We start from the raw sequence: 14,907 nt of genomic DNA on the forward strand, positions 1-14,907 counted from the left end.
CATGACCGGCACCACGACCGACACCACCACCGGCACCATCACCGGCACCACGACCGGCACCACCCGGGTGATCGTCGGCCTGAGCGGGTCGCTGAGCAGTCTGGCCGCCCTCTACCACGCCGTCGGCGAGGCGGCCCGGCACGAGGCCGTGCTGGTGCCCGTCGCCGCCTGGACGGTCGGCGACCGGGACGGGCTGCGCCCGCTGTCCGAACTGGAGCACGCCGCCCGCCGGCGGCTGGACATCGCCTTCGAGCAGGCCTACGGCGGCTACCCGTCCGGCCTGGTGATCCACCCGGTGGTGGTGAACGCCGAACCGGGGCCCGCCCTGGCCGCCGCCGTCAGCGGACCGGACGACCTGCTCGTCCTCGGTGCCGCCACCCGGCGCCGCTTCGACCTGCTGCGCGGCACCTCCGTCGCCCGGTACTGCCGGCACCGGGCGGGCTGCCGGGTGGTCGAGGTCTCGCCGTCGGCGCTGCTGACCCGGCTGGAGCTGACCGCCCGTACCGGGGCGCCGCTGCCGCTGCTGGCGCGGTAGCGGACCCGGGCGGGAGCCTTCGGGCCCGGCCCGGCCCAGCCGTCGAGCCGCCGACGCGCCGCCGAGGAACCCGCCGCGGAACCCGAGAACGCCCCGCCGCCCCGGCGCACCCCGCCGGGGCGGCGGGTGCCAGCCGTCCTCTCCGCACCCTCACGACGGGTCCGGCAGGCGCGCGCTGAGCCAGCCGAGCGCGGGCGGGATCAGCCGGTCCCAGGTGGTGAAGTTGTGCCCGCCGCTGTCGACCGTCTCCTGGGCCACCACCAGCGGGGGACGGGCCGCCGCCGCGAAGGCGCTGGAGTCGGCGTAGGTACTGCCGTCCTCCTTGCTGTCGGCGAGCAGCACCGACAGCGCGGGCGCCGGCAGGTGGGCGAGGCGCCAGTTCAGGTCGGCCTCGTTGCGGCGCTGCTGGCTGCCGCCGAAGAGGTCGCCGGTGGTGATGTCCTCCGCCGCCTTGAAGTAGCCGGAGAGCGAGACCGCCGCCGGGAAGGTGCCCGGGTGCACCATGCCGAGCTTAACGGCGCAGTAGCCGCCGGTGGAGTCGCCCATCACGCCCAGGCCGCCCGAGCTCCCGCCCCCACTCCCGCTCGCGCCCCCGGCCTCGCCCCCGAGCACCCGGTAGCTCGCCCGCAGGTCGGCGGGCACGTCGGTGGTGAAGTAGGTCTGCGCCTGCGGGCCCTGCGGGACGTCCTCGCACTCGCTGTCCCGGGGCATGCTCGGCGAGGGGCGCATCAGCACCAGGACGGTCGGCTTCATGGCGCCCTTGCCGAGCAGGTCGAGTTCGGTGGCCGGGTAGCGGAGCTTGGTGACCAGGTTGGTGGCGTCCCCGGGGAACCCGGTCATCACCAGGACCGCCGGGAAGTGCCGGCCCTCGTTGCCGGGCTGGAAGTACTGGGGCGGCAGGTAGACGTAGCCGTCGGTGCTCAGCCCGGTGGTGCCGCCGGGCAGCCGGACCTTGTCCAGGCGCCCGATCCGGGCCGGGTCGTGGCTGCCCGGGCCCGCGCCGGTGATCTCCGCGGTGCCGAGCACCTGCACCCCGGCCGGCCCGCCACCCGGGGTGCCCGGGGTGGCGGTGGCGCCCGGGGTGCCCGGGGAGGCGGGCGCTCCCGGGGAGGCGCCCTGGATGACGCCGGCGCCGTGCTCGCGCCCCAGCAGGTCGGACCAGCTGCTGTAGAAGACGAAGTAGTCGTTGACGGCGAGCCCGAGCGTGGCGAGCAGCGCCACCTGGGTGACGGCGATGGTGCCGAGCCGCAGGAACATCGCGGGCCAGCTGCGGACGGCGAGCCTGGGCCATACCCAGAGCGTGCCGAGCACCGTGGCCACCGCGAGCAGTGCGGCCAGCGCCAGCAGTTTGTGACTGGTGAGTCCCATCCGTCCCGGCCTCCCCCACCACTGTGGACCACCGGGCGGGGAACGCGCCCCCGTCACTCGGCCCCGTCACTCGCAGTAGTGGCCCCCCGCCGCTCGGCCAGCGCCTGCCAGACCTGGTCACGCAGGAACGGCGGGTCGGTGAAGCGGATGCCGGTGGCGTCGCGCAGCGCGTTGGCGAAGGCCGGGGCGACCGGGTTGAACGGGCTCTCGCTCATCGACTTGGCGCCGAGCGGGCCGATCGCGTCCGAGGTGGTGCTGAAGTGCACCTCGGTGCGCGGCACGTCGGCGTACGCCGGGAGCCGGTAGCGGCGGAAGGCCGCGGTGGTGACCTCGCCGTGCTCGTCCAGCAGCACCCGTTCGAACAGGGTCGCGCCGAGCGCCTGGGCGACCCCGCCCTCGACCTGGCCGCGGCACTGCATCGGGTTCATCACCCGCCCGGCGTCGGCGCCGTGCACGCTGCGCAGGATCCGGATCTCCCCGGTGTCCGGGTCGACGGCGATCCGGAACCACTGCGAGTTGAAGGCGATGGAGCGCGGCGAGCCGCCGAAGTGGCCGTCGGCGGCGAGCTCGACGCCCTTGCCCCGGGCGGCCTCGAAGACCTCCTTGAGGGTGATCGTCCGCCCGTCGCACTCGACCGCGTCGGCGCCGAGCCGCAGCAGGCTGCGCGGGGTGCGGGCGTACTCGGCGGTGAAGGTGAGGAGGCGCTCGGCGAGGGCGTTGGCGGCCTGCATCACCGCCTTGCCAGCGACCACCGTGCCGGCCGAGCCGAAGGCGCCGGTGTCGTGCCGGACCACGTCGGTGTCGGACTGCCGGACGGTGATCCGGTCCACGGTGGTGCCCAGGGCCCCGGCGGCGATCTGCCGGTGCACGGTGGTGGTGCCGTTGCCGAACTCGGCGGTGCCCACGGCGATGTCGTACCCGCCGTCCTCCAGCAGCCGCACCGTGGCGTCGGCGATGTGCCCGCCGGGCGGGCCGCAGGCGATGGCCGCCATCGCGAAGCCCTGGCCCACCAGCCAGCCCTCGGGGGCGAGTTCGGCGCTGGTGTCGTTCGCGAGGGCCTCCCGGACGACGCCGAGGCACTGGTCGAGGCCGTAGCTGGCGATGTGGAGGTCCTCCTCCTCGCCGAGCGGGCCCTCCATGTGCTCGCCGGGGCCGATGATGTTCTTCTCGCGCAGGACGAGCGGGTCGATGCCGAGGCGCCGGGCGAGCTCGTCCATCGCGGACTCCACGGCGAAGGTGACCTGCCCGAGGCCGTAGCCGCGGAAGGCCCCGGCCGGCACGCCGTTGGTGTAGACGGAGTACGCCTCCACCTTCTTGTTCGGCGCCCGGTAGACGCCCATCGACTCACCGACGCTGTGGAACATCACCGCCGGACCGTGGTTGCCGTACGCGCCGGTGTTGGACACCACCCGGAACCGGATCGCCGTCAGGGTGCCGTCCCGCTTGGCGCCGAGCTTGACGGTGATCAGGAACGGGTGCCGGGTGGTGGCGCCGTGGAACTGCTCGGCGCGGGTGAACTCCAGCTTCACCGGCCGGTGCAGCCGCATCGCCGCGAGCACCGCGATGTCCTCGGTGAGCATCTCCTGCTTGCCGCCGAAGCCTCCGCCGACCCGGCCGGCCACCACCCGGACCTTCTCCATCGGCAGGTCGTACAGGGCACACAGGGCGCGCCGGGTGAGGAAGGGCACCTGGGTGGAGGACCGGACCACGATCCGCTCCTCCCCCGCACCTTCCCCGCCGCCCTCGCCTGCTTCCCCGGCTTGCCCGGGTTGCCGGGCTTCCCCGGGTTGCCCGGCTTCCCCGGGTTGCCCGGCTTCCCCGGGTTGCCCGGCTTGCCCGGCTTGCCCGGCCGGCTCGAAGGTCACGACGCAGCCGTGGGTCTCCAGGCTGGCGTGCTGGACCCGCTGGGTCCGGAAGGTCTCCTCGTACACCACGTCCGCCTCGGCGAACCCCTGTTCCACGCTGCCGAGTTCGCCGTGGGCCTCGCCGCAGACGTTGTTCTCCGGGCGGGCGATCCGGGACTCCGGCCCCTTGGGGTGCAGCACCGGCGCGCCGGGCGCCATCGCCTCCTCCGGGTCGAGCACGTACGGGAGTTGCTGGTACTCGACGACGATCCGGCGGCAGCCCTCCTCGGCGGCCGCCTCGCTGTCCGCGACCACGGCGGCCACCCGCTGGCCGACGAAGCGCACCACGTCGTCCAGCACCCGGGTGTCGTCCGGGTCCTCGGTCGGGTGCTCGTGCCGGGCCGAGGAGTAGAGCCGCTCGGGCGCGTCGTGGTGGGTGAGCACGAGGTGCACGCCGGGCACGCGCAGGGCGGCCGCCGTGTCGATGGCGAGGATCCGGGCGTGCGGGTGCGGGGAGCGCAGCAGCTTCATGTGCAGCAGGCCGGGCACCTCGACGTCGAAGGTGTAGCGGGCGGTGCCGGTGACCACCTGCGGGCCGGCCGGGGCGCCGAGGTTGCGGCCGACGGCGTGGCCGGGGTCGGGCTCCTCGGTGTGGCGGACGCCGTTGATCGCGTCCTCGATCGCCCGGTAGCCCGTGCAGCGGCACAGGTTGCCCTTCAACGAGCGTGGCAGGTCGGTGAGTTGTTCGTCGTCCAGGGCGCTGGTGGTCATCAGGAAGCCGGCCGTGCAGAAGCCGCACTGGAAGCCCTGGGCGTCCAGGAACCGCTGCTGCATCGGGTGCAGTTCGCCGTCCGGTCCGGCCAGGCCCTCCACCGTGGTGACGGACCGGCCCTCGGCCCGGGCCGCCGGGTAGAGGCAGCTGTGCACCGGGTCGCCGTCGACCTGCACGGTGCAGGCGCCGCAGTCGCCCGCGTCGCAGCCCTTCTTCACGCCGAACCAGCCGCGCTCACGCAGGTAGGTGCGCAGGCACTGGCCGGGGCGCGGCTCGACCCCGGTGGGGCGGCCGTTGACGTGCATCGCGAAGCTCATCGCGCTGCCTCCTGGGTGGGGGTCTGGAAGCTCGGTCCGGAAGCTCAGTACGGGGCCGGGGGCCGGGGGCCGGGGGCCAGGGCTGGGGGGCGGGGGCCAGGGCTGGGGGGCGGGGGACGGGGGCCACGGCCGGGGCTGCGGGGCTCAGCTCGGGGCACCCAGCTCGCGCCGGATCTGCTCGGCGAAGTGGAAGGTCAGGTGCCGCCGCCAGGCGGGCAGCCCGTGGATGTCGTCGAAGTAGTCCTCCGGCCGGATGCCGTCCCGGATCGCCTCCTCGACGGCCGCCGCACTGGGTGCGGGCGGGAACCAGAACCGGAACGGGCGGACGGTGGAGGCGGTGACGGTGAGGGTCAGCGAACCGTCCACCGGGTCCAGGGTGCCGACCAGCAGTGCGGCGGAGCGGCCCAGCCCGTACAGCGAGGCCTGGCGGAAGGCCGTACGGCTCGCCAGCGCGCGGGCCGGCAGGGTGATCGAGCGCAGCAGTTCGCCGGTCCGCAGGTCCTTGCGGCCGGCGCCGGTGACGAACTCCGCCACCGGGACCTTCCGGTACTCGCCGGAGGGGGCGCGCAGCAGGCAGACGCCGTCCAGCGCGGCGGTGAGCGAGATCATCGGGCCGGCCGGCAGGCCGTTGCAGAGGTTGCCGCCGACGGTGGCCGCGTTCCAGACCTTCCAGGAGGCCAGGAAGGCCCGGCAGCACTGCTCGACCAGCGGCGCGGCCGTCCAGTCCGCCTCCTGGCGGCCGTACTGGGAGAGCTGGGCGACGGTGCAGGTCGCGGCGATCTCCAGGCCCCCGCCCGGGGTGCGGGTGAGCGGCTCCCAGCCCATCCGGCCGAGGTCGATCAGGCGGCGGATGTGCGGCTGCGGCTCGGAGAACAGGTACGTCCCGCCGCCGAGCCAGGCGTCGCCGGTCCGCCAGGGGCCGCCGAGGCGGGCGTCCCGCAGTTCGGCCACCGTGTTCAGATCCATGTCGCCCCTCCGTCCTCGGCCGGTTCCGTTCGTTCGGTAGGGCGATTGAAGCCGTCGGCGGGCGGGCGTCACGAGTGGTCCCGGGCACCATTCGGACCGGGCCGCCGCTGGTCGATCCTCCAAGCCGGGCGCGGCCCGTCCGGCCGTGGACCGGAGGGGAGTTGGCCGCTCCGCATGCCAACTTCGGCTGTCAACCTCGACTGTCAACTTCGACAAGCCTGTCGATGCCGGCATGGCCGGGCTATGCTGTCGGCAGGTCCGAAGGTGGACTCCTGTACCCGTCGACGTCCGCACCGCCCTGGCGCGCCCGACCGGAAGGAGGCGAGACACACGGACCGCACCCCGGTGGGCCCCCGCCCGCGCGACGCCCGCACCCGGGCCCACTCCCGGCCCCGTACCCGCGGGTCCGCCTCCGGCAGAACTCCCTTCCGGGGATGAACTGCTGACGCGGCGTCAACTCCGTGCGCAGTCCTTCACCACCTGGCCGTCCGGGCGTACCCCGAGCTGCTCGCCACCGTTGTACGGAAGGTGATCCGCCGCGCCCGCCCCCGCCCTCCGCACCCCCCGCCGAGGAAGAGGTACCCCATGACGACGTCCAGGCTCCTCCCGGACCCCCGTGAGGCGGCCGTCCTGGCCGCCGTCCTCGGGCTGCTCGTCCTGGAGGAGATCGCCCTCGGCCTCGCCGAGGAGGAGGACCGCCCCGTCATCGGCGGCATCCTGATCGGCGCCTCCTGCTCCGGCCTGCTGGTCGTCGGCGCGGTCCTGTTCAGCCGCTGGCTCGAAGCCCGCCGTCCGCTCCCGCTGCCCCCGCCCGGCCCCAACGGGCGCGAGTACAGCGCCCGGGCGCTCGAGGGCTTCCCGATGGAGGCCGTCCGCCCCCTGCTGCTCGCCGAACACGCCCCGCAGCTCGGCCAGTTGTACTCCGCCTGGATGCTCGCCCGGGCCGGCCGCACCGCCCCCTGGATCGCCCGCCGGCTGGCTCTGCCGGTCGAGGCCGTCCAGTTGCTGGTCGACGCCGCCCGCACCCACGCCGGACCGCCGCCGCCGGGGGCGTGAACGGCAACGGCGGCGTGGTAGCGGCGAAGCCCCGGCACCGCAACACGCGGTACCGGGGCGGACGTTCGGGTGCCGGATCAGCTCTCCCGGCCCGAGGCGTCGTCGACCAGGAACGCCGTGGTCGGGCTCGTCCCGGCCTCGTGGGAGACCAGCTTGAGACCGATGGTGGTCCCCCAACCGACCTGGCCGATCACCGAGGAGAGGTCCACCGACTGGTACTGGTAGCCGTTGGTCGGGTTCCGGCTGCTCCAGGTCTTCACCGTGCCGAGCGGCTGGCCGGTGTACTGGTCGACCGCCACCAGCGACAGGGTGTCGGGCGCGGCGGTGGAGGTGTTGCTCGACTCCACGTCCAGCCAGAAGGAGAAGCTCGCCTGTCCGTAGCCCGGGTAGGTGTTCAGGTAGGTGGTGATGGAGTCGTCCGTCCCGGTGTTCTGGCCCAGCCAGGCGTACCAGGAGCCGGAGTGCGGCGCGTGCAGGCTGGACGGGGTGATGATGTTGTACCCCGACGGGCTCCACGCGTCCGTCATCACGGTGTGGTTGACGTCGGCCGAGCCGTTCTCGAACCCGGCGTCGGTGAGCTGCTCGATCGAGCCGCAGCCGGAACCGCCGGCGGCGCTGACGTTCTCCCAGAAGCCGGTGGACGCCGCCTTGCCCGCCGCGTCCGTCGCCGTCACGTCGATCCGCTGGTAGCCGTTGGTCGCGGCGGCGGTGCCGGCGATCACCCCGCTGTGCGGGTCGATGGCCAGCCCCCGCGGCAGCCCGGTCGCGCTGTAGGTGAGGGCCGAGCCGGTGCCGGAGACGCCCACCGCCGGGATGGACAGCGGCTGGCCGGCCTTGTCCGTACGGTCGCACATGGTGCTCACCGAGACCGGCGGGGAGGCCACGATCGGGTCCGAGGCCATGCACAGGTGGTCGGTGTTGGACCACAGCGTCTGCAACGGGAAGCTGCCCGTCGCCAGGTCCTCGAAGAACAGCCCGCCGTTGGCGCCCTTCGGGATCCAGGCGCACTTGTCACCGATCTCCTGACCGGTGGCGTCCGTCCAGCCGCCCGGGGTGTTCGGGTCGCTCACCGTCTCCGCGTACTCGTGGCCGCCGATGATCCCGTAGCCGTCCAGCCGCCCCCGCGGGGTGTTCTCGCCGAACCAGTTGGTGCCGCAGCCGGCCACGTCCGTCAGGTACGGCATGTTGGTGTAGGCGAGCTGGCCGTACGGGGAGCGCTGGAAGTCGTGCCAGGCGCAGTAGCCCAGCTCCTTCCACTTGTCCGGGTCGGTGCCCTGCGGCGAGTCGATGACGTACTGCACGTTGCGGTTCTGCGCCTCGGTCAGGTTGCCGAAGTGCTTGGCCGCGGCCAGCGCCTCCGCCCCGAGCTGCGGCTCGGTCGCCGCCTGCGGCGCGGGCGCGGCGTTGTCCACCCAGACTCCCGCCAGCACGCTGCCCTGCTGCGGGTACGGGATGTGCGCGGCCCCGGCCGGGCACTGCACGGAGCCGGCGGCGATGCCCTCGCAGTACTGGGTCAGCACGGCGCTCCAGCCGTCGCCCTGGCTGCCCAGGCCCTTGAAGAAGTCCTGCTGGTAGGGCGCGGCCTGGTCCGGGTCGCCGGTCACCACGGTGTCACCGGTCGCGTTCGTCGACGGGGTGCCCCACTGGGAACCCCACAGCACCAGGTACACCTTGGGCGCGCCGATCACCACACCGGTCGACTCCTGGCCGCCCTTGTAGGTGACCTGGAGGTCGTACTCGTTGGCGACGCTGCCGTCGCCGTCCTTGCCGCCGGTGCCCGGGTCGGCACCATCCACCAGCTGCGGCGCCTTCGTCGTGGTGCCCACCGGGCCGGCCTTCGCGGCCCCGACCCGGCGCGGGCCGGACTTCTTCGGGGCGACGGCCTTGTCCGCCCTCGGGGTGCCGGGCTGGGCGACGACGGTGGCGGCCTGCGGCGCGTGGGAGTCGGCCATCGCGGACAGCGGACTGCTGAGCGCGGCACCGGCCATGGCGGCGGCGAGCGCCACCAGGGCGGTCCGCGGGGCGCGGACCGGGCTGCGGGCGCCGCTGGGCGTGCGGGATCGGAATCTGAACACGGGTCGGGTTCCGTCTCTCGAGACGTGGGGGGAGGGCGGGACGCACACGCGGTCCGGGCGGACGGGGAACCGGGCCTCACTCCGGGCCGAGCGCTGTGCAATGCGCCATATGATATTTCACTGATGGTCGCGCACAAGGTGCCGTACCCAGGGCCCGGCAGCGACACCCCCGGGGCCGAACAGACCCGCACCGCACCCCACCAGGGCCGATCACCCCACGACCACCCCGCGGGCAACTCCCCTGGCGGGCACGGATTTTAACTCCCCCTTACCAGGCCCCGCCAGGACCTTGGCATTCCTCAGACCCGCCGCCCCGCATGCGCCTGCGCCACCAGGAACGGCACCAACCCGCGTTCCGCCAGCGCCGTCCGCCACGCATCCCGCGCCACCACCAACTCCCCCGGCCCACCCACGGCCTCCTCACCCCCCGCCGACCGCGACGCCGCCCCCAGCAACCCCAAGCCGCCCAACAGCAGACACGCCGCCCCGATCCCCCCGGCCACCCACCCGGCCCCCACCAGCGCGCGGCCCAACCCCTCCGCATCGTCGGACAACCCCAGCACATAGCCGAGCAGCAACAGCACCACGGCGGCGCCAACGGCGATGATCGGCACGATCACCCCCAACACCCCCCACCCTCCGGAAGCCCGCCCCCGCGCCGGCACCTCCACGGGCAACCGCGCCACGGCCTCGGCATCCGCCCGCAACGCCGCATACCGCTCGTACTCCGGCGCGGCAGCGGCCAGCACGTACTCCGCGTTCTCCCGCGCCACCCGCCGCAACCGGTCCACCTCACCCCCCATCCCCTGCAACGCCGCCCGCACCTGAGGCGCGGCCAGCGCCCTGCCCAACTCCGTCTCGAAGTCGGCCCGATCCTGCTGCGGCAGCCGAAGCGGCCTGTCCATGCCGTGCCCCTCTCGCGTAGTTCTACAGAACTGTAGAACATGGGGGTACGAAGGAGCAGCCCTGCTCAGGGGTGGGATTCAGCACTCAGCAGAGCTCGGCCACGGGTACCCGGGTCGTCGCCGTCCGTGGCGCCGGACGGCGGCGGGCCCCGCATGGAGGTGCTCGATGCGCCGTGCCCCACCTCATGTACGGGGCGCGGAGCGCAGGTCAGCCGACGGCGAGTTTCACCCGGCGGGAGTCGGCGGCGGCGGACGGGGTGGAGCCGATGTTGGAGACGGTGGCGATGAGGACGGCGTCCGCGCCGGGGATCCAGTTGACGGTCTTGGACTGGACGAGCAGCTGCCGATGCTGGACGGTGCCGTCGCAGACGATGTCGGCCTCCGGGGTGCGGCTGGAGCCGAAGGCCTTGGAGGAGGAGTCCTCCGGGTCCTGCTGTTCGACCGAGACGGTGAGCGAGCGGGCCTCGTCGGCGACCGAGCACAGGTAGCTGACGTCGACCCGGGCCCGACTGGGGATCTTCGGGTCGATCACGACGTCACCGAGGGTGACGGTGGTCGTAGCCGCGTCCTCGGCCGGGGCCGCCACCGGAGCGGCGGCCTGGGCCGGGGCGGCGAGGCCGACGAGGGCCGAGGTCAGTACCGTCAGGACGATCCACCGCTGCACTGCAACCTCCGGGGGTGTGGGGCGTGGTTCGGCCGACGCTAACCGCCGGTCAGCGGGTCCGCGCGCCGGGTCGTCCGATCGTCGTACGAACGACCCGGCGGCGGCGCGGCAGCAGCACAGCGTCACCGTCGTCGCCGTAGCCACACCGCCCAGGTCAGCGCCGAGCACAGCAGGTACGCCACCAGGAAGCCGAGGTATGCGGCGTCCCCGTTGTGGCTGCTCAGGAAGGACTGCCGGAAGGCCAGGTTCACCAGCACCCCGCCGAAGGCCCCGACCGCGCCCGCCAGGCCGATCAGCGCCGCCGTCCGCCGTCGGGAGTCGGCCTCGGCGGCGGCCGGGTCGGCACCGGTCGCGACCGCCGTCCGGGCGACGCCCTGGTAGTGCGCCGGGATCATCTTGTACGTGGAACCGTTGCCGATCCCGCTGAGCACGAAGAGCGCCACGAACCCGCCGAGGAACAGCGGCAGCGAGCCGGCCCGGGAGGCGAACAGCACGACCGCCGTGCCGGCGCCCATGGCGGCGAAGGTCGCCAGCGTGACCCGGGCGCCACCGTACCGGTCGGCGAGGCGCCCGCCGACGGGCCGTAGCAGGGAGCCGAGCAGCGGTCCGAGGAAGGTGAGGGCGGCGGCCTTGACGGGGGTGTCGAAGCGGTCGTGGAACTGGACCTGGAGCACCTGGCCGAAGGCGAAGCCGAAGCCGATGAAGGAGCCGAACGTCCCGATGTACAGGGCGGAGACCGCCCAGCCGTACGGGTCACGGGCGACCTCCCGCAGCGCCCGGCCCTCGCCGTTCGGCGGCACCGGCAGGTTGTCCATCTTCCACTGGGCCCCCGCCGCCGCGAGCACGATCAGCGGCAGGTAGAGCAGCGGCAGCAGCCGGGGGTGGGCGGCACCCGCGGTGGCCAGCACGAGCAGGCCGAGCAACTGGACGGCGGGGACGCCGAGGTTGCCGCCGCCCGCGTTGATGCCGAGGGCCCAGCCCTTGAGCCGGTACGGGTAGAAGGCGTTGATGTTGGCCATCGAGGAGGCGAAGTTGCCGCCGCCGACGCCGGCCGCGCAGGCGACGGCGAGCAGGGTGCCGTAGGAGACGCCGGGTTCCAGTACCAGGGCGGCGAGGACCGTCGGCACGAGCAGCAGCAGGGCGCTGATCACCGTCCAGGTGCGGCCGCCGAACCGGGCGACGGCGAAGGTGTAGGGCAGCCGGAGCAGGGCGCCGAGCGCGGTGGGCAGCGCGGTGAGGGTGAACTTGCCCGCGGTGTCGATGTGGTACTCGGGCCCGAGGAAGAGCACCAGCACGGACCACAGGCTCCACACCGAGAAGCCGATGTGCTCGGAGAGGACGGAGAAGACCAGGTTGCGCCGGGCGATCCGGGCGCCGCCACGGGCCCAGAGCTCCTCGTCCTCCGGGTCCCAACCGGCCAGCGGGGAACGGGTTCCGGGCTCCAGGACGGTGGTCACGCCGCGGCCTCCACGGGGAGCACCCGGACCGGCCAGCGGCGCAGCACGGCGGGGGTTCCGTCGGGCGCGGTGTCCTCGTCCAGGCAGCGGCCGTCGGTGAGGTCGTACACCTGCTTGTACATCGGCGAGGTGAGGGTGGGCCGGTCGCCGCGGCTGCCGAGCAGGCCGCGGGAGAGGACGGGGGCGCCGCTGAACGGGTCGAGGTTGTCGACGGCGTAGAGCTCGCCGTCGCGGCCGCGGAAGAGGGCGACCTGGTCGGCGTCGGGGAGCAGTACGGCGACGCCGCGGCCGGGTTGGAGGTCGGTGAGGGCGCAGACGGTCTGCCAGTGGTTGCCATCGTGGATCTGTACGGTCACGGGGTGAGCACCTCCAGTCGGGCCCCGGCGACGAGCACCGGGGAGTTGAGGGTGTGGCCGGCCTCGCCGGGGCGGGCCGGTCGGATCTGGCCGCGTTCGGGGACGAAGGTCACGGCGGGGTCGGGGGTGCCGGGGGCGTTGACGAAGGAGGCGAACCGCCGCAGCCGCTCGGGGTCGGCCAGGGTCTCGGCCCATTCGTCCCGATAACCGCTGATATGACGTGTCGTCAGTTCGTCGAGTTCGGCGGCTATCCCGAGCGAGTCGTCCAGGACGACGGCCCGCAGGTGGTCGAGTCCGCCTTCCAGGCGCTCCAGCCAGACCGAGGTGCGTTCGAGGCGGTCGGCGGTGCGGATGTAGAACATCAGGAAGCGGTCGATGGTGCGGATGAGGGTCTCGCGGTCGAGGTCGGCCGCGAGCAGGTCGGCGTGCCGGGGGGTGGTGCCGCCGTTGCCGCCGACGTAGAGGTTCCAGCCGGCCGAGGTGGCGATGACGCCGAAGTCCTTGCTCTGCGCCTCCGCGCATTCGCGGGCGCAGCCGGAGACGGCGGCCTTGAGCTTGTGCGGGGAGCGCAACCCCCGGTAGCGGAGCTCCAGTTCGATGGCGAGGGCGGTGGAGTCCTGGACGCCGAAGCGGCACCAGGCCTCGCCGACGCAGGACTTCACCGTGCGCAGGGACTTGCCGTAGGCGTGTCCGGACTCGAAGCCGGCGTCGACCAACTTGCGCCAGATGACGGGGAGTTCGTCGACGGTGGCACCGAACATGTCGATCCGCTGGCCGCCGGTGAGCTTGGTGTAGAGGCCGTGGTCGCGGGCGATCTCGCCGATCGCGATCAGGCCCTCGGGGGTGATCTCGCCGCCGGGCACCCGGGGCACGACCGAATAGGAGCCGTTGCGCTGGAGGTTGGCGAGGAAGTGGTCGTTGGAGTCCTGGAGGGCGCCCTGTTCGCCGTCCAGGATGTGGCCGTTGCCGAGGCTGGCCAGGATGGAGGCGACGGTCGGCTTGCAGATCTCGCAGCCCTCGCCGCCGCTGCCGTGCCCGGCGAGCAGCTCGGAGAAGCTGTTCAGCCCGGTGACCCGGACGATCTCGTACAACTCGGCCCGGCTGTGGGCGAAGTGCTCGCACAGGCCCTGGACGGTGGCGACCCCGGCGGCAGCCAGTTCCTCGGTGACGACGGTGCCGAGCTGCTTGAGGCAGCTGCCGCAGCCGGTGCCGGCCCGGGTGCACTTCTTGACGGCGGCGACGCTGTCGGCGCCCTGTTCGCGGACGGCGGCCCGGACGGCGCCCTGGGTGACGTTGTGGCAGGAGCAGAGCACCGCGTCGTCGGGCAGGGCGAGCGGTCCGGCCGAGGCGAACCCGGCGGGCAGCACCAGCTGTTCGGGGGCCACGGTGAGCGGCTTGCCGGCGACGGCGAGCGGGCGCAGCACGCCGTAGCCCTCGGTGTCGCCGACCAGGACGCCGCCGAGCAGGGCGCCGTCGGCACCGATCACCAGCTTGCGGTAGACGCCGCTGCGGCTGTCGCTGTAGAGCACGTCGAGGGCGCCCTCGGCGGTGCCGTGCGGGTCGCCGAAGCTGGCGACGTCGACGCCGAGCAGCTTGAGCTTGGTGGAGGTGTCGGCGCCGGTGAAGGCCTGGCCGGGCTGCTCGGCGATGGTGCGGGCGGCCGTCTCGGCCATCTGGTAGCCGGGGGCGACCAGCCCGTACACCCGGCCGTCGGCGGCCTGGGCGCACTCGCCGATGGCGAGGACGGCCGGGTCCTCGGTGCGGCAGCGGGCGTCGACGACGATGCCGCCGCGCTGGCCGACGGGCAGACCGCAGTCCCGGGCGAGCTGGTCGCGGGCGCGCACCCCGGCGGAGAAGACCACCAGGTCGGCGGCCAGTTCGCGGCCGTCGGAGAGGGCGAGGCCGCGGACCCGGCCGTCCGGGCCGGCGAGCACCCCGCTGGCGCCGGCGCTGGTGTGCACGGTCACGCCCAGCTCCTCGATCTTGCGGCGCAGCGCGGCGCCGCCCCCGTCGTCGACCTGGACGGCCATCAGCCGGGGCGCGAACTCGACGACGTGGGTGGCCAGTCCGCCGGCCCGCAGGGCGCCGGCCGCCTCCAGGCCGAGCAGTCCGCCGCCGACCACCACGCCGGTGGCGGCGCCGGTGGCGCCGGCGCGGATGGCGTCGACGTCCTCGACGGTGCGGTAGACGTGGCAGCCGGGCGCGTCGGTGCCGGGGACGGGCGGCACGAAGGGCACCGAGCCGGTGGCCAGCACCAGGACGTCGTACCGGAGTTCGGATCCGGAGCGGGTGCGGACCAACCGCGCCGCCCGGTCGATCGCGCTGACCGGGTCGCCGAGCCGCAGGTCGAAGCCGTGTTCGGCGAGGAAGCCGGACGGGCAGAGTGCGAGGTCCTCGGGCGTGCTGCCGGAGAACAGCGAGCTGAGGTGGACCCTGTCGTAGGCGGGCCGGGGCTCCTCGGCGAGCACGGTGACCCGCCAGTCGCGGGCGGCGGGCTGCTCGCTCCAGGCCTCCAGGAAGCGCTGGCCGACCATGCCGTGGCCGACCAGCACGAGGTCCCGTACGGCGCGGTCGCTCGGGGTGGTCATCGCG

The 14,907-nt window shown here is 73.9% G+C and carries 11 protein-coding genes; 2 read left to right on the forward strand and 9 right to left on the reverse strand.

What is annotated here, in order from left to right:
- The first annotated feature begins 1 nt into the window (after position 1).
- Positions 2 to 535 (forward strand): universal stress protein, encoded by a 534-nt coding sequence (locus tag ACIQWA_RS26355; protein ID WP_402486582.1) that lies wholly within the window; start codon positions 2 to 4, stop codon positions 533 to 535.
- Positions 536 to 685: 150 nt separating this feature from the next.
- Here the strand turns inward: ACIQWA_RS26355 and ACIQWA_RS26360 are convergent, their stop codons facing one another.
- The 3 genes from ACIQWA_RS26360 to ACIQWA_RS26370 form a co-directional block, all read right to left on the reverse strand.
- A complete protein-coding gene (locus tag ACIQWA_RS26360; RefSeq protein WP_402486585.1) occupies positions 686 to 1,903 on the reverse strand; it encodes an alpha/beta hydrolase in 1,218 nt (405 codons plus the stop codon).
- Between the two features lie 53 nt (positions 1,904 to 1,956).
- Positions 1,957 to 4,836, reverse strand: coding sequence for a molybdopterin cofactor-binding domain-containing protein (locus ACIQWA_RS26365; protein ID WP_402486588.1), 2,880 nt, complete (start codon positions 4,834 to 4,836; stop codon positions 1,957 to 1,959).
- A gap of 144 nt (positions 4,837 to 4,980) precedes the next feature.
- Positions 4,981 to 5,802, reverse strand: a complete 822-nt coding sequence (locus ACIQWA_RS26370) for an FAD binding domain-containing protein (protein ID WP_402486591.1) — start codon at positions 5,800 to 5,802, stop codon at positions 4,981 to 4,983.
- A gap of 585 nt (positions 5,803 to 6,387) precedes the next feature.
- Between ACIQWA_RS26370 and ACIQWA_RS26375 the strand changes: the two genes are divergently transcribed.
- A complete protein-coding gene (locus tag ACIQWA_RS26375) occupies positions 6,388 to 6,858 on the forward strand; it encodes a hypothetical protein (protein ID WP_402486595.1) in 471 nt (156 codons plus the stop codon).
- Positions 6,859 to 6,935: 77 nt separating this feature from the next.
- Here ACIQWA_RS26375 and ACIQWA_RS26380 read toward each other — a convergent pair whose 3' ends face one another.
- The 6 genes from ACIQWA_RS26380 to nirB form a co-directional block, all read right to left on the reverse strand.
- Positions 6,936 to 8,933, reverse strand: a complete 1,998-nt coding sequence (locus ACIQWA_RS26380; RefSeq protein ID WP_402486598.1) for a putative Ig domain-containing protein — start codon at positions 8,931 to 8,933, stop codon at positions 6,936 to 6,938.
- A gap of 299 nt (positions 8,934 to 9,232) precedes the next feature.
- Entirely contained in the window at positions 9,233 to 9,838 is a 606-nt protein-coding gene (locus ACIQWA_RS26385; RefSeq protein WP_402486601.1) for a hypothetical protein, read from the reverse strand.
- Between the two features lie 208 nt (positions 9,839 to 10,046).
- The gene (locus ACIQWA_RS26390) at positions 10,047 to 10,502 is read right to left on the reverse strand and encodes a hypothetical protein (protein WP_402486604.1); all 456 of its coding nucleotides are present in this window, start codon (positions 10,500 to 10,502) and stop codon (positions 10,047 to 10,049) included.
- 122 nt (positions 10,503 to 10,624) lie between these two features.
- Complete coding sequence (locus tag ACIQWA_RS26395; protein ID WP_402486607.1) at positions 10,625 to 11,959, reverse strand: nitrate/nitrite transporter; 1,335 nt, start codon at positions 11,957 to 11,959, stop codon at positions 10,625 to 10,627.
- Entirely contained in the window at positions 11,956 to 12,315 is a 360-nt protein-coding gene (gene nirD / locus ACIQWA_RS26400) for a nitrite reductase small subunit NirD (RefSeq protein ID WP_402486610.1), read from the reverse strand. Before nirD ends, ACIQWA_RS26395 begins: the two co-directional genes overlap by 4 nt.
- On the reverse strand, positions 12,312 to 14,903 hold the full coding sequence (nirB, locus tag ACIQWA_RS26405; protein ID WP_402486612.1) for a nitrite reductase large subunit NirB: 2,592 nt from the start codon (positions 14,901 to 14,903) through the stop codon (positions 12,312 to 12,314). Before nirB ends, nirD begins: the two co-directional genes overlap by 4 nt.
- Positions 14,904 to 14,907 lie beyond the last annotated feature (4 nt).

This window comes from Kitasatospora sp. NPDC098652 (genome assembly GCF_044760155.1).
Classification (GTDB): domain Bacteria; phylum Actinomycetota; class Actinomycetes; order Streptomycetales; family Streptomycetaceae; genus Kitasatospora.